Origin of the sequence: Thermococcus sp. 4557, assembly GCF_000221185.1 — an archaeon.
Taxonomy (GTDB): domain Archaea; phylum Methanobacteriota_B; class Thermococci; order Thermococcales; family Thermococcaceae; genus Thermococcus.
Map to the genome: position 1 here is coordinate 33479 of NC_015865.1, position 19391 is coordinate 52869.

A 19391-nucleotide genomic window follows, 5' to 3' on the forward strand; every position below is an offset into this window, starting at 1 on the left:
CACCCCCTTTCTTTACGGCATACTAATTCTGTGGACAATAATCTCACCCTTGGCGATTAGATGTTCCGGAACGGGCAGACCCTCCTCAACCCTGGCTTCAAGGCTTTCTATCAAGCCATCCAGCTCTTCCCTAACCTTTCCTCTGGCGTACCTCCTGAGGGAGAGAGCGTACTTGAGGGCCTCCTTGGCATCCCCGAGCTTCAGGTGGAGCAGGAGCAGCTGGCCGGCGTAGTATGCAGAGCGCGAAAGGTCCGTGCTCCTCTCGAGCTCCCTCCTGTACTTCCCACCGAGAATCTCCGCCAGATCCCTCTGCAGCTCGGCAACTGACTGATAGCGCTCCTCCTTCCTCTTGGCGAGGCACCTCATTATTACCGGCTCGAGGGGCCTTGCATCCGGATTCAGCTCGCTTGGGGGAACGGGATCCTCCATCGTTATCTTTTCGGCGACTTCGATGAAGTCCTCCCCGTCGAAGGGCACCTTTCCGGTCGCAAGCTCATACATGAGAACGCCGAGCTGCCAGACGTCCGTCCTCTCATCGGTTCTGCCGAAGCGTTTGCTTATCTGCTCCGGAGCGGCGTAGAGAGGGGTAAAGGTAGCTGTGGTCGTCCTGCTCTCAGTCAATACCTTACTCAGCCCCCAGTCACTTATCTTTGGCGTGCCGTCCTTCAGAAGGATGTTGCTCGGCTTTATGTCCCTGTGGATTACTCCCCGCTCGTGGGCGTACTTCAGGCCCTCACAGACGTTGAAGGCTATCTCCGCCACCCTCTCCGGGGAAAGGGGCTTCTTGATGCCTCCCAGCGAGCCCTCACAGTACTCCATCTCTATGTACGGCACGGGGACGATGTTTGCCTCGTAGAGCCTGACTATGTTTCGGTGCCTCAGCCCGCTCCAGACGGCAACCTCATGAAGGAACTGCCTCCCCACTCCCTCGGAGAGGCTGTGGGGAACCTTAAGCGCCACAGTCGAGCCGTCCGGTTTCACTGCGCGGTAGACGGTGGCGAAGCCGCCGGAACCAATTGGTTCCACGGACACGTACCTTGACAGCAGTTTCTCCAGCCCGCCGGGCCCCGAGGGCAGGGGTTCGGATTCCTCCCTTGGGAGCGACTTAACCCTGAGAGTTAAGGGAACTCTCACCAGGTAGATCCCGGATTTCAACCCTGCGCGGGCTTTTATCTCGCCAACTTTCCGCGGAATGAACCTCACGAAGGTTGATTTGACCTCACCGGGAGCCAGCGAGAGGTCTATTCTTCCGGGGGATACCTTTCCGTACTCCCCAAGCTCGTCCAGCCGTATTGTGACTGCCAAAGGGCGGCTAGAAACATTCCTCATCCCAACCCTCAGGAGGGCCTCAACGCCTTCGTTCAGTTCCGGAGGTGCTTCGAAGATGAAGCCCTCGCGGAGAACCTTCCGTAGATCCTGTCTTTTAGAGGACGCCCTCGTAACGGGTGCACGGGTGGGACTCGCGCTCTCTTCAATAATCCTTACTATTAGCGGCAGGAAGATTAACAGAGCCAAAACTACCCCGAACTCGCCCAACAGATACACAATGAAAATGGAAACAAAAAGGCGACGAATGAAGTCGGCCTCCAGGGAGCGCCGTTGCATCACCGTCTCACCTTCCGGGTGAGCAGTGCCGGGAGCAGTGCGGGAATTGCGAAGAGTCCTGGTCCACAGATGCCGCCTCCACCTTCGTTGGTCTGCGTTTCCGTCTCAACATCGCCAAAGCTGCCCGTTTCAAACTCCTTCAGCTTCTCCTCGTCCAGTTCCCCACTTCTTGCCTTAGCCAGTATCTCGCTGAGTGCATTCTCTCCGTTCTTGCCCGCGTTTTTCAGTGCGACCCTTGCCTTCTCCGCCAGTTCCTTCGCTCCCTTCACGTCGCCGTCCTTGAACTTCCCGGCCGAGTCGAGGAGTGGATCAACGTAGTTCCAGAGGCGGACGTCCTTCTTCCAGTACTCATCCACAACCGCCGCGGCCCCATCTGCGGCATCGAACAGCCCCTTCTGCTCACCCTCCAGCTTTCCACTTAGCGTTACTGCCTTTCCGAGGGCATCCTCGAGGTTCCCCGAGTCGTAGCTCTCCCGGATAGGGCCTACGTCGATGCCCCCCTTTGACAGTATTGCCATGTCGTACTGAACCCAGAACTCCCTGAACGCGGTTATCCACGCCTCAAGGGCCTTGTCCCTCGCGTCCGCGTAGTTTCCGTTGAGGTACTCCTGCTTCGCCCGCTCAAGGATGGGCCCTGCGAGGTCCGCGGTGTAACCGAGTTCGTTTATCCTGTCAATCAGTTCCTCCGTTTTCTGAATGGCATAGCTGGACATCTCGCGCAGGTAGTCCTCAGAGGGCCGGAAGTCGATTTCCCTGCCGCCGAGCCTGTATTTTTCCATCGATACCCCCGGACTGGTGGTAGTGGTGGTGACCGTTCCGGTTGGAGTCTCTATCTCCGCCCTCTTCTCCAGGGTCAGAGCCACCGTCTCGCTCTCCCCCAGATCCAGATTGACAGTCGTTTCGTTCGAGTAGTACCCCTCCATGCTCACAGTGACTTTGTACTTTCCGGGATCAAGGGTCAGGCTGAGCGGTGACGTGCCCTTGTAAACCCCGTTTATGTAAACCTCCGCCCCGCTTGGATCAGTTCTCACAGTGAGGACCGCGTAGTTGAAGTTGAAGAAGCCGAGCTTTTCCCCACCGGCGGCCAGGTAATCGGCCTTTTCCGTCCCGGCCACGGAGTTCGTGTTGCCGATATCGTAGAAGTTCACGGACGAGCCGTCCTTCGTCGTCAGTATCTCCACGCCCTCATCCGTCGCAATTCCAACGTAGTGGAGCGTGACCGCCAGATCCTTAGGGGTACCTCTGGTTGCCTTTGACCATTCAACGTTTCCGTCCCTGTCCGCCAGGTAAACCTTCCCGTCAGAGGTAAGGATCGCTATGTACTTCCCGTCAGGGGTGAACTCTAGGTCGATGACGTTTGAAATGGCAAGCTTATCGCGGAACGTCCCGTAGACGTCGAGTATCCAGACCCCGTCCTTTCCACCGACCGCTATCAGGGAGTTGTCCGGACTTATTGCCAGGGTCTCAAAGTTCCTGTCGGCACTGGCGTCGGCGTATGGGTCGTACTTCCACCCTTCTGTCCCATCGGCCCGGTAGTAGATGACCTTGTCCCCTGCGAGCACTATGGCCTTGTCCGCGAATCCAACGGAGTAACCTACCTCCGCCGCCATAGCGACCCCGCCGGAGGTCCTGGTCTCCGGAAATCGCAGGAACGTCAGCTTTCCTGTGTACCTGTAGGCCTCAACGCTGAAGAGCGTCCCCACGACGAACCTGTCCCCCGAAGCGGCCAGGCTCTCTATCTTCCCCTTCGTGTCCGTGCTCCAGAGGAACTCTCCGTTGAGGGCGTTTATCACGTAGACGTTCTTCTCTCCCGCTCCCACCACGTACTTCATGTCCGGCGAAACCGCGAGGAGTTTGATGGCCTCGGGCAGTTCCGTGTGCCAAACCTCGGTCCCGTTCCGGTCGAAGAGGTACACTCCGTCCCCGGTTCCCACGAATATCTTTTCCCCACTTGGGGATATGTATACCGAGTACACCCCGATGTTTTTTGTCCAGGTGGGTGTGGCTGCGGCTGCTATGGGGGACAGAAGGGCAAGTATCATGCCCAGTGCCACGATAAACCCCAGGTACCTCATTGTTATCACCATCTCTACCGGCTCATACCGACACCTCCGCTGATTATATTCCTGGGTTGATTTGACGACGTTCAATTAATCAAAAAACGCAAAAATCAAAGCTCCTCCAGCCACTCTTCCTTCTTCTTTGCCTTCTCTTCGCCGATCACCTTCTCGGCGGCAACCTCCGGTTCCAATTCACCTTCCTTAACGGCGTGTATCGTCTTCATTATCTCGGCCAGCTCCTCGTCCTCCTCGAACTCGACGCCCGCGCCGATGGTCTGGTCGGTCATTCCGAGCATTCTGTTGAGGTTCTCGTTGAAGTTCTGGGCGTCGAGCTGCATCTCGGTGAGGTGGCTCTCAAGCTCCTCGGGCGACATTCTCTTCAGCAGGTCCCAGGTGGGGGTGCCCTTGAGTATGCTCTCGTTCTCCTTGATTATCACGAGGTTGCTGATGAGCATCAGCTGCTTGTTGAGCTGCATGTGGGTCTTCTGGAGGTTCTTCTTGCGCTGGTTGAGGGTCTTTATCTTGGTGGCTAGTGTGAGTTCCTCGCTCTTGGTTCTGGCCAGCTTGGCCCTCTCGAAGAGCCTCGCTATCTCCTGGTCTATCGAGGCTATCTCCTTCTCCACCTTCTCTATCTGGTACTCCAGCTTGATCTGGCTCTCCCTGAGCTTCGGAAGGGGTATGTCGAGGGGGTTCTTCTTTCCAAAAAAGCGGGAGAGGACGCTCATAGCTCCTCGTCCTCCTCGAGCCTGCGGTCTATGGAGACGACCTTCTCGGTGACATCCTCGACGTCGGCCTCCCCTGCCTCAACCTGGCTCCAGGCCTTCATCAGCTCCCTCTCGGTCTGATCCTCGCTCTCCTCGAACTCCGCGACCTCCATCTCGAAGACCCTGTTGAGGCCCTCCACCATCTCGTCGAACTCCTTGCCGTCGAGGTTTATCTTTATCAGCGCCTGCTCCAGCTCCTCCGGCTCGACGCTGTTGAGCTTCTCCCATACACCGGTCTTCCTCAGCTCCTTCTCGTACTTCTTCACGATTATCAGGTTCTTTATGAGGGTGTACTGCTTCTGGGCGGTGGTGAAGTCCTTGAGCTTGAGCTTCTGCTCCATGTCGAGGCTCTTTATCTCCTGGGCAAGCATCTTCTTCTTGAGCTTGTCGGCCCCGATTCCCTCCTGGAAGAGCTGCTTCTTCTTCTTTTCAATCTGGTTGATGTCCTTCTTGAGCCTCTCGAGTCGGTTTCTCAGTCTTATCTCCTCCCCCTGAAGCTCCCTCAGGGAGAGCTTTTCGATGGTGTTTTTCCTCCCAAACATGTTGCGTATCTTCATCCTACACACCTCCAACACGTAAAAAGTGAAACTAAATCAGAGGAAGCCCTCCTTGACGAGGACGTAGCCCACGCCCTCGACGAACTTGGTTATGTAGCCCTTCTCCTTCGAGAGCTCGCGGAAGGCCCTCTTTACAGTCTCCTCAGCGAAGTGCTCCAGGGCCTCTTCCAGCCTGACGTAGCCCCTCTTGAGTATCTTCTCCTCAAGGAAGTCCTTAACCTTGGCGAGAAGCTCCTCGTCCCTCTCAAGGCGAAGCATCGGCTCGAACGCCTTTGCGTACTCATCATGGGGGTTGTATATCAGCTCGCCGCTCTCGAGGTCGAGGAGAGCCAGGGAGACGTTCTCGGATATGAAGTTCCTGTGGAAGTCACCTGAATTGACGTAGTTCGCTATCCTCCTCTCGAAGCCCGTTGGGGAGGCGACGAGGAGAACGATGCGGCCGTCCTTTGCCTCATCGCGGGCATCGACCAGGAGTGCGTTGATATCTGCCAGCTCCAGGGGGTCGGTGTCGAAGCCGACCTCGGCGTAGCGCTCGGGCCTTCCATAGAAGAGCGCCCTTACGGTTATCTCCTCCTTCTTTCCGAGGAGCTTCTTCTCCCTGAGCCTGACCTCCACCATTCTGTTGTCCGGGACGTTCTTGAGGTCCCTCTCGCTCAGTTTTCCTGTGTAGCTGCCCTTGTCAAAGGTCTTCCTCTCCTCAACGGACCCCACCTTGAAGGTCCTTCCCAGGAGCTTCACCTCGTCCCTGAACTTGCTCCTTATCCTCCCAACGAAGTTCATCTCGAGCATTCTCGCCTCGTCGAGCCTGACGAAGCGCGAGCCCTTCTCGACCTTGCCGGCCAGGCTCATTACCTCCTTTATCCTCTTCGAGACTTCGTCCTCCTTTTCTTTGAGTTCGAGTTCTCTTTTCCTCAGCTCCATCTCCTTCTCCTTGAGCTGGAGCTCCTTCCTCCTTATCTCCGCCTCCATGGCTTCGATACTGGCCAGCATTTCTCTCTGCATTCTTTCGAGCTCCTCCTCAAGCATCCTCCTGGCTTCCTCGTCCTTCATCCTGCTTATCTCTTCAATGAGCCTCCGCCTCTCTTCCTCGAACTGCCTTTTCATTTCCTCTTTCTCCTGGATGAGCCTCGATATCTCGGCTTCCTTAGCGGTTTCGAGCCTTCTCCTGAGTTCCTCCTTCTCCCTCTCGAAGTTCCTGAGCATCTCTTCCATCTGGCGCCTGAGCTCTTCTATTTCCCTGTCCTTGGCCTCCAGTCTTCTCTGATACGTCCTCTCCACAGCCTGCGTCTCTTCCCCTGCCATCGTGAGGAAGTCCCTGAACCAGTCGAAGCGCACCGTTGCCTCTGCTATGGCCGCGTTTATCTTGCCCTTGTAGGAGTCCCACTTGGTCTTGAGGAACTGCCGCAGGGGGAGCTTTATCGAGGGGTCGTTGAGGGCATCGTCGATCCACCTGTCCACGCCGTGGTAGTACTCCCTGAGGAGGCCAAGAACGTTGTTATCCCTGTGCATTATCTTCTTCATTATGTCCTCCTTGGAGTATATCTCGAAGACGTTGTAGCGGAGAACCCTCTCGAGAGCCTCCAGCTCCCTATCCCTGTACCTCCTGCTGGCCGGGAGGTACGTTTCCCCGTTCTGCTGAAAACTCCATGCTAGTATGGCCAAAGCCCCCTCGAACTTGCCCCTGAAGTGCATGTCGAGGTCCCTCAGGAACTCCCCGCACTCGCCGTCGAGGTAGCGGTCGTAGTTCTCCTCTATCTGGAGCCAGAGCTTTTCCCTCCTGGAGAAGCTCTCCACCCCGATGTCGAGGCCCTCCTTCAGGACGCGCTCGGCGGGCTTCAGGAGCTCCTTAACACAGTCCGTCTTTCCTTCCTCAAATATCCCCATCTCAACCACCCGCGAAGAGCTTAAGCTCTTCATCTATCCTTTCGGCGAGAAAATCAACGGCATCGCCGTAGCCTTCAATCTCTAGGGTCACCCTCGTCCTGCCGTTCCCATCGATGGTGGCCCTTATGGTGGCCCTCCCCTTCCTGGTGTACACGCCGTAAACCTTTGCTTCGTTCTCCGAGTGGGAGTAGCCGGCGTTCATCTTGGAGAGCAGGTAGTCGATGAACCTCTCGACGACCTTCCTCTCCTCTGCTATGGTGTACTCAAGGGTTCTCCGCTTTGCCTCGACCCCCTTCTCGACCCTTCTCGCGCTGTACACCTCGACCTTCTCCTCGGCGTTGCCCTCAAGCCTCGAGAAAAGTTCCTCCAGAAACTCCTGGGTGTCGTCCGTTTCGATGTAGAACACCGCTCCCCTGGGCTTTTTCACGGTGGCTCGTGAAGACCATTTGTCAAGAAGGTAGTCTATGCGCTTTCTCTCGGCATCATTATCGTACGTGACGAAGACTATGTAGCCCATACGCACCACTGCTTTGAATTAGTCGTTCATCTTATTTAAAGTTTTCTCCGATTTGGAGGATATTATGTGCCTCTGTAATGCCTTTAACGGGATTTAGCTGGCTCGTTCATAACGGGGTTTTGCGGTGTTTGGCGAACTACTGAAACCTCCCGTGGTGACGTTGCGTTTCCCAGACGTTAGGGTGTTATAGAATAAATGGTTTTCGCCCTTTGGAAAGTTCCACCGTTATCGAGTCCACAAAACAAATAAATACGTTTTGCGAGATATAGCCTACATACCCGTGTCCCACTGACGGATTTTCCCTGGTTGGGGTGGTCCATGAAGTGCGTCCACAGCTACCGTCACAACCCCATCAAGGAGTGCCCCAGAGAGGCGGAGGAAGATTCGGCATTCTGCCCCTTCCATGAGCCCGTTGGCGGGAAGGATTTTGAAAGGGCTGACCTCTCCGGCGAAGATCTGGAGGAAGCCTATCTCTCGGGCGCCAACCTTAGAAAGGTCAACCTGGAGGGCAGCAACCTGCGCTATGCCGATCTGAGCGATGCGGACTTAACCCACGCCAATCTGGGTTGGGCTTTACTCAATTCCGCTGACCTCAGCGGTTCCATCCTATCCCATGCCAGTCTGAGCAACTCCCGTCTCGATGGCAGCGACCTGACGGGGGCAAGGCTCATAAGCGCTGATCTCTCACTGGCGAGTCTTGAGAACGCCACACTAGCCAATGCAGATCTCCGGGGAGCTGAGCTCTACGGTGCAAACCTCAACGGTACCAACCTCTTCAACACCGACTTCAGGGGCGCAAAGCTCTACGGTGTTTCCCTCAGCGGTGCCAAGAACCTCCGCTACGCGAAGTTTGATCGGGTAGTCGTTGAGGAGGTTACGGGGGACAGGCTCGTCAGGGAGGGAAGGTACGCCGAGGCCGCTGAGAGCTACAACCGGGCGATAGACGTTTACCTCCTGTTAAAGAAGCTCTTCACTGAGCAGGGGATATACGACATGGCGAGCACCTACTCCGTGGGCGAGTGGAGGGTGCGTGGAAAGATCCAGAGACTGGCCCACCGGGTTCCCGGTAGGTACGTTGAGGCCTTCGTTCCTCTCACGGCGAGGTCCGGAAAAAGATGGCTCACCTTCCTTGAAGGTCACCTCCGCTGGCTCGTCAACCGCTTCCTCTGGTACACCTCCAGCTACGGCGAGAGTCCGGGTAGGGTCTTTCTGACAACTGTGGCTGTCATTCTCCTTTATGCCTTTGTTTACACCCTCCTCGGAGCCGTCAGTGGGGCGTCAGGGTTCTGGGAGAACCTTTACTTCAGCGTGGTCACCTTTACCACAGTCGGCTACGGCGACTACGTTCCGAAGCCCGGCTACCACCTTTTGGCGGTGAGTGAAGCTTTTCTTGGAGCGTTCATGATGGCCTTCTTTGTCGTAGTGCTGAGCAGGAAGGTGATAAAGTAAAAGAAGTCAAACCTTTTCAAACCCCACCCTTATCTTGTGCACTACTATCTCGGCCTTCTCTATCAGCTCCTGCGGTATATCCAAGCCCTCCTCCAGCCTAAACTTGACCTGCTCGGCAAGCTTTTGGACTTCTTCCTTAAGTTCGCCCTTAACGTAGAACGCCAAATCGCTCGCGTACTTGTAGGCCTCTCGGGCGTTGTTGGTCTTCAGGTTGATGAGGAGAAGCTCCGTCAGGTAGTATTTTGCTCTCCCAACGTCGCCGAGGGTCTTACTCTCCTTCAGGCTCTCCGAGTAAGTCATGTTGAGGACTCTTGCTAAATCGCGCTGGAGCTCCTCGATGGACTGATAGCGATCCTCCTTTCTCTTGGCGAGCATCCTCATGATTATTTGCTCTACCTCCCTTGCCGCCGGGTTCAACTGGCTCGGCGGAACCGGGTCATCCCTCAGAATCCCCATCATCACCTGACTCAGCGTACCTTCGAAGGGGAGTTTGCCGGTGACTAACTCGTAGAAGATGACGCCGAGCTGGTAGATGTCGGTCCTCTCTTCCGTGTGCCCGTACTTTTTATCGATCTGCTCCGGAGCCGCGTAGAAGGGTGTGAAGCTGGTCGTGGTCGTCGTGCTCATGCTCTCCTCTAAAACCTTACTCAAACCCCAGTCAGAAATCTTCGGTAAGCCATTCTTGAGGAGAACGTTGCTCGGCTTCAAATCCCTGTGCACGATCTTCTTCCCGTGAGCATACTTCAAAGCCTCGGCAATGTTGAAGACTATGAGTGAAGCCTCATCTACCGGCAGGGGTTTTTGAACCCTTGCCAGCGAGCTCTCGCAGTACTCCATTTCCAGGTACGGCACGGGAAGGACGTTCACATCGTAGAGTTCGACGATGTTCGGGTGCTTGAGGTGCAGCCAGTTGGTGATTTCTCTAACAAATGCCCTGCCAACCGCAGGATCGAGGGTCTTCGGGATCTTGAGCGCAACGGTTTTTCCATCCTTCCTCTTGGCCCTGTAAACCCTCGCGAAGCCGCCCTCGCCGATGTACTGGAAGTCAGAGTAGAGTTCCTGGAGAGCCTCAACCGGGTTGATTATTGGGATGCTCGTTAGGGCTGATGGGGTCACAGCCGCCGCGCCCATTCTAGCAGTCTTCGTGACCTTCACCGGGATGACTCTTCTGAAGGACCCCTTATCGGACTCAACGGTTATGATGAAGTCGAAGTCTCCCATGAACCTGGGCTTCACGGTGATGCTCTCGCCTATCGTCCTGCCTGGCTTGACGCGCGGGAAGTTCACCTTCTCCTCGCTCAGCTCGAAGTAGTCCACGTTTTCGCTCAGGTCAACGGTGAGGGAAAGGTCCTCGGAGAACCTGTTCGTCACTATTATGGAAACCTCTGTCTCGACCTTGTGAGGCATCTCGGTTGGAACGTCGAGCTTGAGACTCTCCTTCAGAAGTTCGAGCCTCTGCCTCTCTTCGACCCTCATAATTCTCCCCTTTATCCTGGAAGGGTCAACGTGCATGGCTTCTGCAATTCTCAGCGCTTCGTCGTAGAGTTTAAGGGCCTCGGTGTAATCTCCACTCTCAAAGGCTGAGTCTCCCCTAGAAACCAGATTTTCCATACGGGTTTTTAGAGATTCAAGCTTCTCCTGAACCCTCCCTATCATCCCTAATGCTTTTGCTATGTTTAGGGACTCATTGATAACTATCACGGCCCTGGAGTATTCCTTACGATCCATTAGCTCATCAACTCTAGATAACATGGAGTTCAGCCTTTCAATCTGAGACTCCCTGTCCCTTAGAGCCTTCGCGTGTTCAATCTTCTTGGATACAAGTCTAGACTTGCCAATAGCCTCTGCCAGAGGTAGCGCTGACTCGTACACCCTTATGGCGTCGTCAAACCGCCTTTCCAACAGCAGTGCATCGCCCTCCGAGAGGATCTTCGACAGTTCGTTTTCCGCTTTGGAGAGTATCCTCTGAGCTCTGATTCTGATGTCTTCAAGGTACCCGGCTATTTCAAGGGCCTTTTTGGCCTTTTCAATGGCCTCATTCATTGGGGCGTTCTCGGCCTGTTTTAGCAACTTATCTGAGAGATGTTTTTCGATCTCGAATATTCTTTTCTCAGCGAGGTTTGCTTTTTCTGGCTGGTTCAGTTTGAGGGCCTTGCTGTAGGCTTTCCGGTATTTGCCCAAGGCGATCACGTATGCACTGTTTTTAAAGGCGCTGTCCGCTTCCTCAAGCAGTGAATCAACTTGAATCTCGTCCATAAGTCTTTCAATCTCTCCACTCCGTCCTATTGCACGGGCCAGTGGGAGGAGTTCCTTAAGTTCAATGAGGGCGCTTGAGTATTTCCTATCGTCGGCCAGTTTTCTTGCATTAGAAATCTTTTTAGAACTCTCTTTGGTGTAATATTCTTCAATTCGTTTCAGCCCTTCTCCAGCCTTTTTCATCAAGAGTTCGTGGTTGAGGGACTGTGCCTCTGACAGGGCTCTCTTAAACTTGGAATATGCTTGAACCAGCTCATCTTTTGAAAGCAGGAACTGGGCTTCCTCCAGTGCATGGTATACCTCCTTGACCTTTTCTAGCCTCTTTTTGTGCCAATTAATGTTCTTTCCCAAAGCTTCCGCGTAGGGTTCTGCTTCCTTGAGCTTTGCCTCAGCAGTTTTAATGTCCAGGTTTTCTAGGGCAGTATTGAACTCCTTGATGATGACGTTGAGGGTTGTGAAAATCTCGGTCTTCGTGGCGTCGAGAAGATTTTTGGCCTTCTTGGCAAGGGTTTTGTCAACACCCTTAATCATGTTATAAGCATCTTGCAGGAGTTTTACTTTTTCCACCGGTGTTGATGTTTCGGCCCTAATCAAAAGCTCATTGAAGCACTTAATTCTATGTTCGCGCTCCTTTCTCTCACGAATTTTCCTATGTCCACGCTCCTCTTTCTTACGAATTTCCCTGTGTTCGCGCTCCTTTCTCTGTTTTGTTCCGTCAATCTTTGTCCATGCCCAAAAAGCCGTTAATATGAAAGGGGCCATTCCAAATAAGGCAAATAACACTATTATGAAAATCATCCAACTCTTGTATTTGGGGTTTACCTTCGGAATCCAACGTATAGCAAATATGGTTGGTATTATCACCAGAAGTAATAGGAACCATAAAGTAGCGAAGAGTATATCGTTTTCATTGAGAATGGGGAGTGTTGCTAGTATAAACCAACACATCCAGCCTACAAAACCTATAATTCCTGTAGCTAGGTACTTCCATATGCGTGCCATATGGAATCACCTTAATAGCTAATTATAATAGTATGTTGCTCTCATTCTCCAAACTCCTTTGCCAACTTTTTGTACCTTTCGATGTCCCTCTTCGTTCGTGGGGGACCGTACCCTTCTTAAATGCTTCTCAAATCTCTCATCGAGTAGCGTTTTGCCCGCCAGGCGAGCCGAACAGAAGGATGCTCCTCCAAGGTATTATTGCCGTCAGTTCCTCGCGATTGCAACCGCGTAAGCCATATCAACATCTCTTCCACCGTAAGCTTTGACCCACCATAGGCCGGGGTTTTCGGCTGTGACGAGAGGTAAAATCATCGCGAGAAGAAGGAGCAATGGTATCCTCCTCATATCACTACCCACCGTGCTACATCACCGAGGACTAAGAGGCTTTCGGTTGATGGATCCAACGCGGGGTTCAGGGTCATGCCCGGTCGTGTTGTCGGTTGAAAACCCGCCGGCCTTTATAAATAGATGGCGATTGCCATTCGGCAAGACTTTATAAACCCCTGCCGGACGACGTTCCGCAAGGTCGACCAATCGCCTTTATAAACCCCCGCTCCCTTTTCGCCTCAGGTGAGAGAAAATGGGAAGGCCGGTCTTCCTCGGTAAGGCTTACATAAACTGGTGCGAGAAGTGCAACGTCCCGCTCATCGGTGATAGCTGTGCCGTTCATGGAAAGGAGAGCGTATTCCGTCTCAACATCACTCCCCCCGGCGATTTGAGATTCGCCTTTGAGAAGGACATCGAGTTCATACGCTCGGTCTTCAGGGAGCACTACGGCGTCGATATCGGCGAGCTGTTCGAGGGGAAGGTGGTGCTTCTCAACAAGACGCCAGGAGAGGACGACTCCTACGAGATAATACTCGACGGCTACGTCTTCGGCTGGGTGCGCTTCGACCCGCTGGAGCTGAAGTGGAAGCCCGGCCTGAAGGTCGAGGGTGCCATCGCCCTCTGGAAGCGCTTCGGAAAATCCATGAGGAAGTGGATAATCGTCGATGATGGTGCAATAGAGCCCATCCTCAACGGCTCCAACCTCCTGCCGGTTGGCATAATCGAGGCCGAGCCGAGTATAAAGCGCGGGGACGACGTTATTCTCATCTCGGAGGATGGAGAGATCATCGCGACCGGCATAGCAAAGAAGGACTACGAAGCCCTGGCCAACAGGGAGCGCGGCACCGGAGTCAAGGTCAGGCGGCAGAAGAGTGTGAACTACCGTGAGGGGAGAAAGGCCACGATGGAGGACGTTCTCAGGGCAAACTCCATCGAACTGGAGAAGAAGGTGATGGAAGCGAGGCGCTTCATGAGGAAGACCGCGAACAGGTACTCGGACCTTCCGGTCGCTGTGGCATTCTCCGGCGGGAAGGACAGCCTGGCCGTCCTCGGCCTAGCGCTGGAGGAGTTCGGCGACGAGGGCTTCACAATCTTCTTCAACAACACCGGCATAGAGTTCCCAGAAACGCTTGAATACGTCGAGGAGCTGAGGAGGGAGCTCGAGCCGAAGGGGATTAAGTTCATCGTTGCCGATGCCGGCGACGCATTCTGGCGCGCCATCCACGTCTTCTCCCCGCCGGGCCGCGACTACCGCTGGTGCTGTAAGGTAACGAAGCTCGGCCCGATAACAATGGCGATAAAGGAGAACTACCCCGAAGGAGTTCTCATGTTCGTCGGCCAGAGGAAGTACGAGAGCATAAAGCGCTTCAAGCAACCCCGCATCTGGAAGAACCCCTGGGTGCCGAACGAGACCGGGGCATCGCCCATATTCCACTGGCGCGCGCTGGAGGTCTGGCTCTACATCTTCAGCCGGAACCTCAAGTACAACCCGCTCTACGAGGAGAGGCTCGACAGGATAGGCTGCTTCCTCTGTCCGAGCGCGTCCCTGGCGGAGATTTACACCCTAAAGGAGGAGAGGCCCGAGCTGTGGGCCAAGTGGGAGAACGAGCTCAAGCGCTGGGGAAAGCGCTTCAACATGCCCGACGAGTGGATAACCTACGGCTTCTGGCGCTGGAAGAAGCTGAGTAAGGGGGAGAAGGCGATAGCGAGGGAGCTCGGCGTTGAAGTTCCGGAGGAGCGTTCCTGGGAGCCCGTGAAGTATTCGATGGTGGAGAACGACGACGGCACCTTCACGGTTCGCTTCAACACCGTCGTGAACCTGAGGAGGATTAGAGAGGTTGCCCCGATCCTTGGAGAGGTCGAGGAGGGCGAAAACTACATAAGAGCGGGGGAGGTTATCTTTAGGGAGGACGGCGCATACACCGGAGACTTCGGTGAGGGAGTCCAGGCCTACTACCTCGTCAAGCGCGCCTACGAGTGCGTCGGATGCGGTGTCTGCGTCGGCAAGTGCCCGGAGGGGGCGCTCAGCATAGACCCGAGGAGCAAGAAGATTGTCGTGAACCCCGAACTCTGCACCCACTGCCGGGAGTGTATGGACGTATGCCCGCTCCTGAAAATCAAAAACCCCGAGGAAGGAAGCCAGCTTTAATTGGGTTAGTCTCCATCCTCCTCTTCCTCTCCTTCGCGCTCCACGGTGTGGGCGCACAGGAATACGACTACGAGATAAACGCCTACGCGGTCTATTTTGACGTGGTTACCCCCGACCAGGTGGAAGAGACAATTGAGATCGATTTAACTTCCCACACAAACCTCAGCCAGTACGTTATCTACACGGACTATCCTGTGGAGGATCCGCGGGCCGTTCTGGACCTTCCGAGCGGCGTGAAACCGGTAAACGTGACGGTCAAGGAGGTCTTGGGGGGAACGAACGCAATCTACATGTACTTCCCAACCCTCGGCCCAGGTGAGAGCGCGAGGATACGGCTGACTTTCACAACCCGGGGCATGATAACCGAGGACGAAGGGAAGAACCAGTTCACTTATTACATACGCTTCAGTCAGCCGGTGGGTCTCTTCCACATGCAGCTGGTCGTCCCCAAAGGCTACGCGGTGCTTTCCCCGATAATTCCATCGCCGGACAGGGTCGAGAGCTCCACAAGCCGGCTCCTGCTTGAGTGGACGCGCCGCGACCTCCGCGCCGGCGATGAGTTCTACTTCATAGTGGGATTCTCGGGCGAGATAACGGCCCCCTCCCAGCCATCCCCGCTCTTCTATGCGGGAACCTTCCTGGCGGGCCTCCTCATCGGCGGCGGCTCCGTTTACGGCTACATCCTCTACCGCGAGAGGAAGCACGAGGAGGAGAAGACCCACCTGCGGAGCGACGAGGAGAAGATACTCGCCCTGCTGAGGGAGGGCCCGGTTCTCCAGAGCGAACTCGCTGACAAGCTCGGCGTTTCGAAGGCGAAGGTCAGCATAATCCTCCGCGAGATGGAGGGGAAGGGCCTCATCACGCGCGTGAAGGAGGGCAGGACATACCGGGTTTTTCTGAAGGAGTGAGTACCTTTATAAACGCCTCCCCTCTTCTTCCCACTGGTGAGAGACATGGAGGAGTATTTCATCTGTCCAGAGTGCGGTAGCGATGACGTTGAGGTCATCAAGGAGAGGGGAAGGGAGCTCACCCTTCGCTGCAACGAGTGCGGCAACGTGTGGCACGTCACGCTTCCAAAGCTCATCAAGGTCCCGCTCATTGTGAGCAAGCACGAGAGGAGTTTCAGAACCTTCGCTGAGTTGCCGGAGGGCGAGGAAATACGAGTGGGCGACATAGTTGAGACCGAAGACGACGAGGTCAGGATAACCGGCATAGAGCTTGATGAGAACAAACGCGTGGAAAGGGCCAAGATAGGCGAGATAAGAACCCTCTGGGGCGAGAGCTTAACCTATCCGAAGGTCATCAAGGTCTCCATCTACCTGCCGAAGGGCGTAACCCAGGCCTTCAGGGTCAAAGTCGGCAGGGACGAGGAGTTCGTCGTCGGCGAGGTTCTGGAGGTCGGCGGCTACACCTTCCGGATCGAGAAGATAAAGACGGAGACCAAGATGCTCCGCCACGGTGGTGCGAGGGCCGACAAAATCATCTCCATTATGGGACACTCGATTCCCCGCGCCCGCGCTAGGAGGAGCCTGGAGATATACAGGGGCTACGGCAGGGAATCCCGGTGAGAACACCGGAGATGATGAGGTTTTCTTTCCTTTTCTGACCCCTTCGGGGAATGAAGAGCTTGGCCGCTGCTGACCCTTACTTCCAGAAACTTTTTGGGCACAATTCTACAACACCGGACACGTTCTGGAAATCCTTATCCAGAGTTGCCAGTTTGTCCGCGCCGTTGGTCAGTAGCGTTGCAAGGATGCGGGCATCGTTCGGCAGTAGATGGTACTTTTGGGCGAGTATGATGGTGTCCTCCCAACTGACGTTTTCCGGTATTGTCACAACGTTATGGAATGCCAATGTTGCCTTCACGTAGCTGTATGCCTTTGAAAGAATCTCCGGAGGGACCTTGTTGGATTTTAAAGCTTCTCTCAGGCTTTTTGTTGAGTTTATCCCGTACTCGTCTTTGGCAAGTTTTCTGAGGGTCACGAAAATGGCCTCACTTATGGCAGTGTCGGAGATTATTTTTGGCTCCGGAGCGGAAAGGGCCTCGGTGGCGTACGTTGTTAGTTCCGTTTCAAAGATATAATTGTAGATTATGTTGGTGTCCAGATACATCAAGACTCATACACCTCATCGGCGTATTCATCAAGCTCCTTTGAGGTGGATTTTCCGCCAAATCCGGGCTTTAAAGTCTTAATGAGATGATTTACCTCCTTCTCCAGTTCTGCCTTCATGAGGTCTACCTCAAACCTTTCCCGGAGTTCCGGGGGAAGGGCCTTAAGGAACTCGTACATCTTCATGGCCTCAGACATGGTATTCGTTTCGGTTTAGGGCTTAAATCGTTTCCTATCGAAATCCTTTTAAAGCCTCCCCCAGAATCGAGCATGCACAACTCGATGAACGATGAGGATTCCGGAGGGATGAAAAATGGCTAAGCCAAGCTACGTCAAGTTTGAGGTTCCGCAGGAGCTCGCTGAGAAGGCTCTTGAGGCCGTTGAGCTCGCTCGCGACACCGGAAGGATAAGGAAGGGTACCAACGAGACGACCAAGGCCGTTGAGAGGGGCCAGGCCAAGCTCGTTGTCATCGCTGAGGACGTTGACCCCGAGGAGATAGTTGCCCACCTCCCGCCGCTGTGCGAGGAGAAGGAGATTCCGTACATTTACGTTCCGAGCAAGAAGGAGCTCGGCGCCGCTGCCGGGCTTGAGGTCCCGTCGGCCAGCATAGCCATCGTTGAGCCCGGCAAGGGCCGCGAGCTCGTTGAGGACATCGCTATGAAGGTCAGGGAGCTCATGAAGTGAGCTCCTTTTCCCTTCATTCACGGAAAGGTTTAAGTTCATCCGTGCGAGGGATTTTTAGGTTAAGGGGTGTGAGAAATGAGCGACGAAGGATACCCGGCTGAGGTTATTGAGATAGTCGCCAGGGCCGGCGTCACCGGTGGCGTTACTCAGGTCAAGGTTAGGGTTCTTGAGGGCCGCGACAAGGGCCGTGTCATAAGGAGAAACATCAAGGGCCCGGTCCGCGTCGGCGACATAGTCATCCTCAGGGAGACCGAGCGTGAAGCCAGGGAGATCAGGACCAGGAGGTAATCGCGATGGCCAGGTGGAACGTCTGCTCCTACTGCGGAAAGGAGTTCGAGCCGGGAACCGGCAAGATGTACGTCAGGAACGACGGCAGAGTCCTGTTCTTCTGCTCCAGCAAGTGCGAGAAGTACTACTTCATGGGCAGGAACCCGAGGAAGCTCAAGTGGACCAAGGCCTTCGAGGAGGCCCGCCTTCAGAGGGCCAAGAGGAGGAAGTGATTTCTTTCTTTTCCTTCCATGTTTCCGGCATCGTTTCTGGTGAGACTTTCCAAAAAGCCTATTAACCACCCGGCCAACTAACTTCGGTGTTGCCGATGGTGGAGAAGAAGATAGAAAGAACCCTCGTCATACTAAAGCCCGACGCCGTTGTCCGCGGGCTGATGGGCGAAATAATCTCCCGCTTTGAGAAGAGGGGACTTAAAATCGTCGGGATGAAGATGATATGGATCGACCGTGAGATGGCGGAGAAGCACTACGAGGAGCACAAAGGAAAGCCCTTCTTCGAGCCTCTCATTGACTACATCACCAAGGCCCCGAGCGTTGTGATGGTCGTTGAGGGGCGCTACGCCATAAGCGTCGTCAGGAAGATGTCCGGCGCCACCGACCCTAAGGACGCCGAACCCGGAAGCATAAGGGGCGACTACGGCCTCGACATCGGCGACTCGATATACAACATAATCCACGCCTCAGACAGCCCGGAGAGTGCCGAGAGGGAGATAAACCTCTACTTCAAGCCGGATGAGCTCTACAGATACTGCAAAGCCGCGGACTGGTTCTACCACACGCACGCCAGGGCGAAGAGGGAGTACCTCGACACTATGGACTGCCTGGAGCGCTGAGTCAGTCTATCACCACATCCAGCTTTTCTCTCTTCCTGTTCTTGCGGAAGAACTCCCTGTATTCTTCCATAACCCCTCTGCAGCCTTCCTGGATGTTTGCCTTGGTTCTCTTGACCGCGATTATGGGGCCGACGAAGTACAGGGGGAGCACGAGGCCTGTGAGAACCAAAGCCGTGAACATGCCCTCCCCCATGGCGATTCCGACCGGGATGGGGAGGAGGTTGAGGGCGTATCCAAAGGCCCGAAGTGTCTTCCCAGCCTCGGGAAGCTCTGCAAGGCATTTCACGAGCTCTCTCCAGCGCGGGAAGTCGCTTAAAACTCTTCCGCCAAGTACGAGGTGCCGTTTAATCCTGTAAACAGATAAACTCTCTCTATCGGCCAGACATTCGAATCCGAGACTTTTGGCGAGTTCTCCGGGCTCCCCGGAGCAGGGTCCCGCCTTCAGCCAGCCAAGGGGATCTCTCTCAGAAAGCAGGACGATGATGGCGTAAAGCATCAAACCCGGCAGCGCCAAAGCGGGCAGTGCACTTGAGGAGAGCGCTATTCCAGTACCCAGCATCACCCAGAACAGGGCGGAGGTGCTTAGGTACTCATCTATGGTCAGGGATTTTCTCCCCCTGAACTGAGCGTAGGCGATGGTCGCCAGAAGGGCCAGGAATGTCTGAAGCCCTATCATTCCCCCTCCCAGTTGCTCTTCGAGTATTCTCTGACCCCCATAGAACCCGTCCGCGATGAGATAAGTGAATACTGGGGTGTATAGTGCCAGCGTAATCTCATGAGCCCTGTCCTTTAGCTTTCCTAGCATCAGCGCCGTTCCAACGCCGACAATCAATCCGAGTGCGAGCGCTATCATGCGACCACCGTTGGACTTTACCACGGGCCTTTTTAATTCTTGCCCCGAACCC

The 19391-nt window shown here is 54.9% G+C and carries 19 protein-coding genes; 8 read left to right on the top strand and 11 right to left on the bottom strand.

Features of this window, described 5'->3' with window-relative positions; all coding sequences use genetic code 11:
* Positions 1 to 12 precede the first annotated feature (12 nt).
* The 6 genes from GQS_RS00130 to GQS_RS00155 all read right to left on the bottom strand — a co-directional run bounded on the left by GQS_RS00130 (position 13) and on the right by GQS_RS00155 (position 7387).
* Positions 13 to 1605 carry a serine/threonine-protein kinase gene (locus GQS_RS00130; protein WP_014011614.1) on the bottom strand — a complete coding sequence of 531 codons (1593 nt, stop codon included), beginning with the start codon at positions 1603 to 1605 and terminating at the stop codon, positions 13 to 15.
* Positions 1605 to 3680 (bottom strand): PEGA domain-containing protein, encoded by a 2076-nt coding sequence (locus GQS_RS00135; RefSeq protein ID WP_014011615.1) that lies wholly within the window; start codon positions 3678 to 3680, stop codon positions 1605 to 1607. Before GQS_RS00135 ends, GQS_RS00130 begins: the two co-directional genes overlap by 1 nt.
* 95 nt (positions 3681 to 3775) lie before the next feature.
* On the bottom strand, positions 3776 to 4390 hold the full coding sequence (locus tag GQS_RS00140; protein ID WP_014011616.1) for a hypothetical protein: 615 nt from the start codon (positions 4388 to 4390) through the stop codon (positions 3776 to 3778).
* Entirely contained in the window at positions 4387 to 4986 is a 600-nt protein-coding gene (locus GQS_RS00145; RefSeq protein ID WP_014011617.1) for a hypothetical protein, read from the bottom strand. Before GQS_RS00145 ends, GQS_RS00140 begins: the two co-directional genes overlap by 4 nt.
* 36 nt (positions 4987 to 5022) lie before the next feature.
* Positions 5023 to 6870 (bottom strand): hypothetical protein, encoded by a 1848-nt coding sequence (locus GQS_RS00150; protein ID WP_014011618.1) that lies wholly within the window; start codon positions 6868 to 6870, stop codon positions 5023 to 5025.
* Position 6871: 1 nt separating this feature from the next.
* A complete protein-coding gene (locus GQS_RS00155; protein ID WP_014011619.1) occupies positions 6872 to 7387 on the bottom strand; it encodes a hypothetical protein in 516 nt (171 codons plus the stop codon).
* A gap of 318 nt (positions 7388 to 7705) precedes the next feature.
* Here GQS_RS00155 and GQS_RS00160 point away from each other — a divergent pair, with 318 nt between their 5' ends.
* Positions 7706 to 8836 carry a pentapeptide repeat-containing protein gene (locus tag GQS_RS00160; protein WP_014011620.1) on the top strand — a complete coding sequence of 377 codons (1131 nt, stop codon included), beginning with the start codon at positions 7706 to 7708 and terminating at the stop codon, positions 8834 to 8836.
* A 6-nt stretch (positions 8837 to 8842) separates the two neighbouring features.
* On the opposite strand, the gene GQS_RS10745 is transcribed toward GQS_RS00160, so the two are convergent.
* Both GQS_RS10745 and GQS_RS10925 read right to left on the bottom strand, forming a co-directional pair.
* Positions 8843 to 12094, bottom strand: coding sequence for a serine/threonine-protein kinase (locus GQS_RS10745; protein WP_083818269.1), 3252 nt, complete (start codon positions 12092 to 12094; stop codon positions 8843 to 8845).
* 204 nt (positions 12095 to 12298) lie between these two features.
* Positions 12299 to 12439 (bottom strand): hypothetical protein, encoded by a 141-nt coding sequence (locus GQS_RS10925; protein WP_014011622.1) that lies wholly within the window; start codon positions 12437 to 12439, stop codon positions 12299 to 12301.
* Between the two features lie 235 nt (positions 12440 to 12674).
* Here GQS_RS10925 and GQS_RS00170 point away from each other — a divergent pair, with 235 nt between their 5' ends.
* From GQS_RS00170 to GQS_RS00180, 3 genes are read left to right on the top strand one after another with little or no spacing between them, the layout of a single operon-like run.
* Positions 12675 to 14570, top strand: a complete 1896-nt coding sequence (locus GQS_RS00170; RefSeq protein WP_014011623.1) for a phosphoadenosine phosphosulfate reductase family protein — start codon at positions 12675 to 12677, stop codon at positions 14568 to 14570.
* A complete protein-coding gene (locus GQS_RS00175; protein WP_048056489.1) occupies positions 14522 to 15478 on the top strand; it encodes a MarR family transcriptional regulator in 957 nt (318 codons plus the stop codon). The genes GQS_RS00170 and GQS_RS00175 overlap by 49 nt, the downstream gene beginning before the upstream one ends.
* Before the next feature lie 45 nt (positions 15479 to 15523).
* Entirely contained in the window at positions 15524 to 16138 is a 615-nt protein-coding gene (locus GQS_RS00180; protein ID WP_014011625.1) for an HVO_0476 family zinc finger protein, read from the top strand.
* A 76-nt stretch (positions 16139 to 16214) separates the two neighbouring features.
* Here GQS_RS00180 and GQS_RS00185 read toward each other — a convergent pair whose 3' ends face one another.
* Together GQS_RS00185 and GQS_RS00190 are read right to left on the bottom strand one after the other, a co-directional pair.
* Positions 16215 to 16682, bottom strand: a complete 468-nt coding sequence (locus tag GQS_RS00185) for a PIN domain-containing protein (protein WP_014011626.1) — start codon at positions 16680 to 16682, stop codon at positions 16215 to 16217.
* Positions 16682 to 16879, bottom strand: coding sequence for a hypothetical protein (locus GQS_RS00190; protein ID WP_048056490.1), 198 nt, complete (start codon positions 16877 to 16879; stop codon positions 16682 to 16684). Before GQS_RS00190 ends, GQS_RS00185 begins: the two co-directional genes overlap by 1 nt.
* Positions 16880 to 16994: 115 nt before the next feature.
* Here GQS_RS00190 and rpl7ae point away from each other — a divergent pair, with 115 nt between their 5' ends.
* From rpl7ae to ndk, 4 genes are all read left to right on the top strand, one after another.
* Entirely contained in the window at positions 16995 to 17366 is a 372-nt protein-coding gene (gene rpl7ae / locus GQS_RS00195) for a 50S ribosomal protein L7Ae (RefSeq protein ID WP_014011628.1), read from the top strand.
* 75 nt (positions 17367 to 17441) lie between these two features.
* The gene (locus tag GQS_RS00200; RefSeq protein ID WP_014011629.1) at positions 17442 to 17654 is read left to right on the top strand and encodes a 30S ribosomal protein S28e; all 213 of its coding nucleotides are present in this window, start codon (positions 17442 to 17444) and stop codon (positions 17652 to 17654) included.
* A gap of 5 nt (positions 17655 to 17659) precedes the next feature.
* A complete protein-coding gene (locus tag GQS_RS00205; protein WP_014011630.1) occupies positions 17660 to 17866 on the top strand; it encodes a 50S ribosomal protein L24e in 207 nt (68 codons plus the stop codon).
* A gap of 95 nt (positions 17867 to 17961) precedes the next feature.
* Positions 17962 to 18486 (top strand): nucleoside-diphosphate kinase, encoded by a 525-nt coding sequence (gene ndk / locus GQS_RS00210; RefSeq protein WP_014011631.1) that lies wholly within the window; start codon positions 17962 to 17964, stop codon positions 18484 to 18486.
* 1 nt (position 18487) lies between these two features.
* On the opposite strand, the gene GQS_RS00215 is transcribed toward ndk, so the two are convergent.
* A complete protein-coding gene (locus GQS_RS00215; RefSeq protein WP_014011632.1) occupies positions 18488 to 19339 on the bottom strand; it encodes a hypothetical protein in 852 nt (283 codons plus the stop codon).
* Positions 19340 to 19391 lie beyond the last annotated feature (52 nt).

Excerpts from the sequence above, each read along its gene's own strand:
- GQS_RS00130 (WP_014011614.1), bottom strand. The coding sequence starts at position 1,605 with ATGCAACGGCGCTCCCTGGAGGCCGACTTCATTCGTCGCCTTTTTGTT.
- GQS_RS00135 (WP_014011615.1), bottom strand. The coding sequence starts at position 3,680 with ATGAGGTACCTGGGGTTTATCGTGGCACTGGGCATGATACTTGCCCTT.
- GQS_RS00140 (WP_014011616.1), bottom strand. The coding sequence starts at position 4,390 with ATGAGCGTCCTCTCCCGCTTTTTTGGAAAGAAGAACCCCCTCGACATA.
- GQS_RS00145 (WP_014011617.1), bottom strand. The coding sequence starts at position 4,986 with ATGAAGATACGCAACATGTTTGGGAGGAAAAACACCATCGAAAAGCTC.
- GQS_RS00150 (WP_014011618.1), bottom strand. The coding sequence starts at position 6,870 with ATGGGGATATTTGAGGAAGGAAAGACGGACTGTGTTAAGGAGCTCCTG.
- GQS_RS00155 (WP_014011619.1), bottom strand. The coding sequence starts at position 7,387 with ATGGGCTACATAGTCTTCGTCACGTACGATAATGATGCCGAGAGAAAG.
- GQS_RS00160 (WP_014011620.1), top strand. The coding sequence starts at position 7,706 with ATGAAGTGCGTCCACAGCTACCGTCACAACCCCATCAAGGAGTGCCCC.
- GQS_RS10745 (WP_083818269.1), bottom strand. The coding sequence starts at position 12,094 with ATGGCACGCATATGGAAGTACCTAGCTACAGGAATTATAGGTTTTGTA.
- GQS_RS10925 (WP_014011622.1), bottom strand. The coding sequence starts at position 12,439 with ATGAGGAGGATACCATTGCTCCTTCTTCTCGCGATGATTTTACCTCTC.
- GQS_RS00170 (WP_014011623.1), top strand. The coding sequence starts at position 12,675 with ATGGGAAGGCCGGTCTTCCTCGGTAAGGCTTACATAAACTGGTGCGAG.
- GQS_RS00175 (WP_048056489.1), top strand. The coding sequence starts at position 14,522 with ATGCCCGCTCCTGAAAATCAAAAACCCCGAGGAAGGAAGCCAGCTTTA.
- GQS_RS00180 (WP_014011625.1), top strand. The coding sequence starts at position 15,524 with ATGGAGGAGTATTTCATCTGTCCAGAGTGCGGTAGCGATGACGTTGAG.
- GQS_RS00185 (WP_014011626.1), bottom strand. The coding sequence starts at position 16,682 with ATGTATCTGGACACCAACATAATCTACAATTATATCTTTGAAACGGAA.
- GQS_RS00190 (WP_048056490.1), bottom strand. The coding sequence starts at position 16,879 with ATGTCTGAGGCCATGAAGATGTACGAGTTCCTTAAGGCCCTTCCCCCG.
- rpl7ae (WP_014011628.1), top strand. The coding sequence starts at position 16,995 with ATGGCTAAGCCAAGCTACGTCAAGTTTGAGGTTCCGCAGGAGCTCGCT.
- GQS_RS00200 (WP_014011629.1), top strand. The coding sequence starts at position 17,442 with ATGAGCGACGAAGGATACCCGGCTGAGGTTATTGAGATAGTCGCCAGG.
- GQS_RS00205 (WP_014011630.1), top strand. The coding sequence starts at position 17,660 with ATGGCCAGGTGGAACGTCTGCTCCTACTGCGGAAAGGAGTTCGAGCCG.
- ndk (WP_014011631.1), top strand. The coding sequence starts at position 17,962 with ATGGTGGAGAAGAAGATAGAAAGAACCCTCGTCATACTAAAGCCCGAC.
- GQS_RS00215 (WP_014011632.1), bottom strand. The coding sequence starts at position 19,339 with ATGATAGCGCTCGCACTCGGATTGATTGTCGGCGTTGGAACGGCGCTG.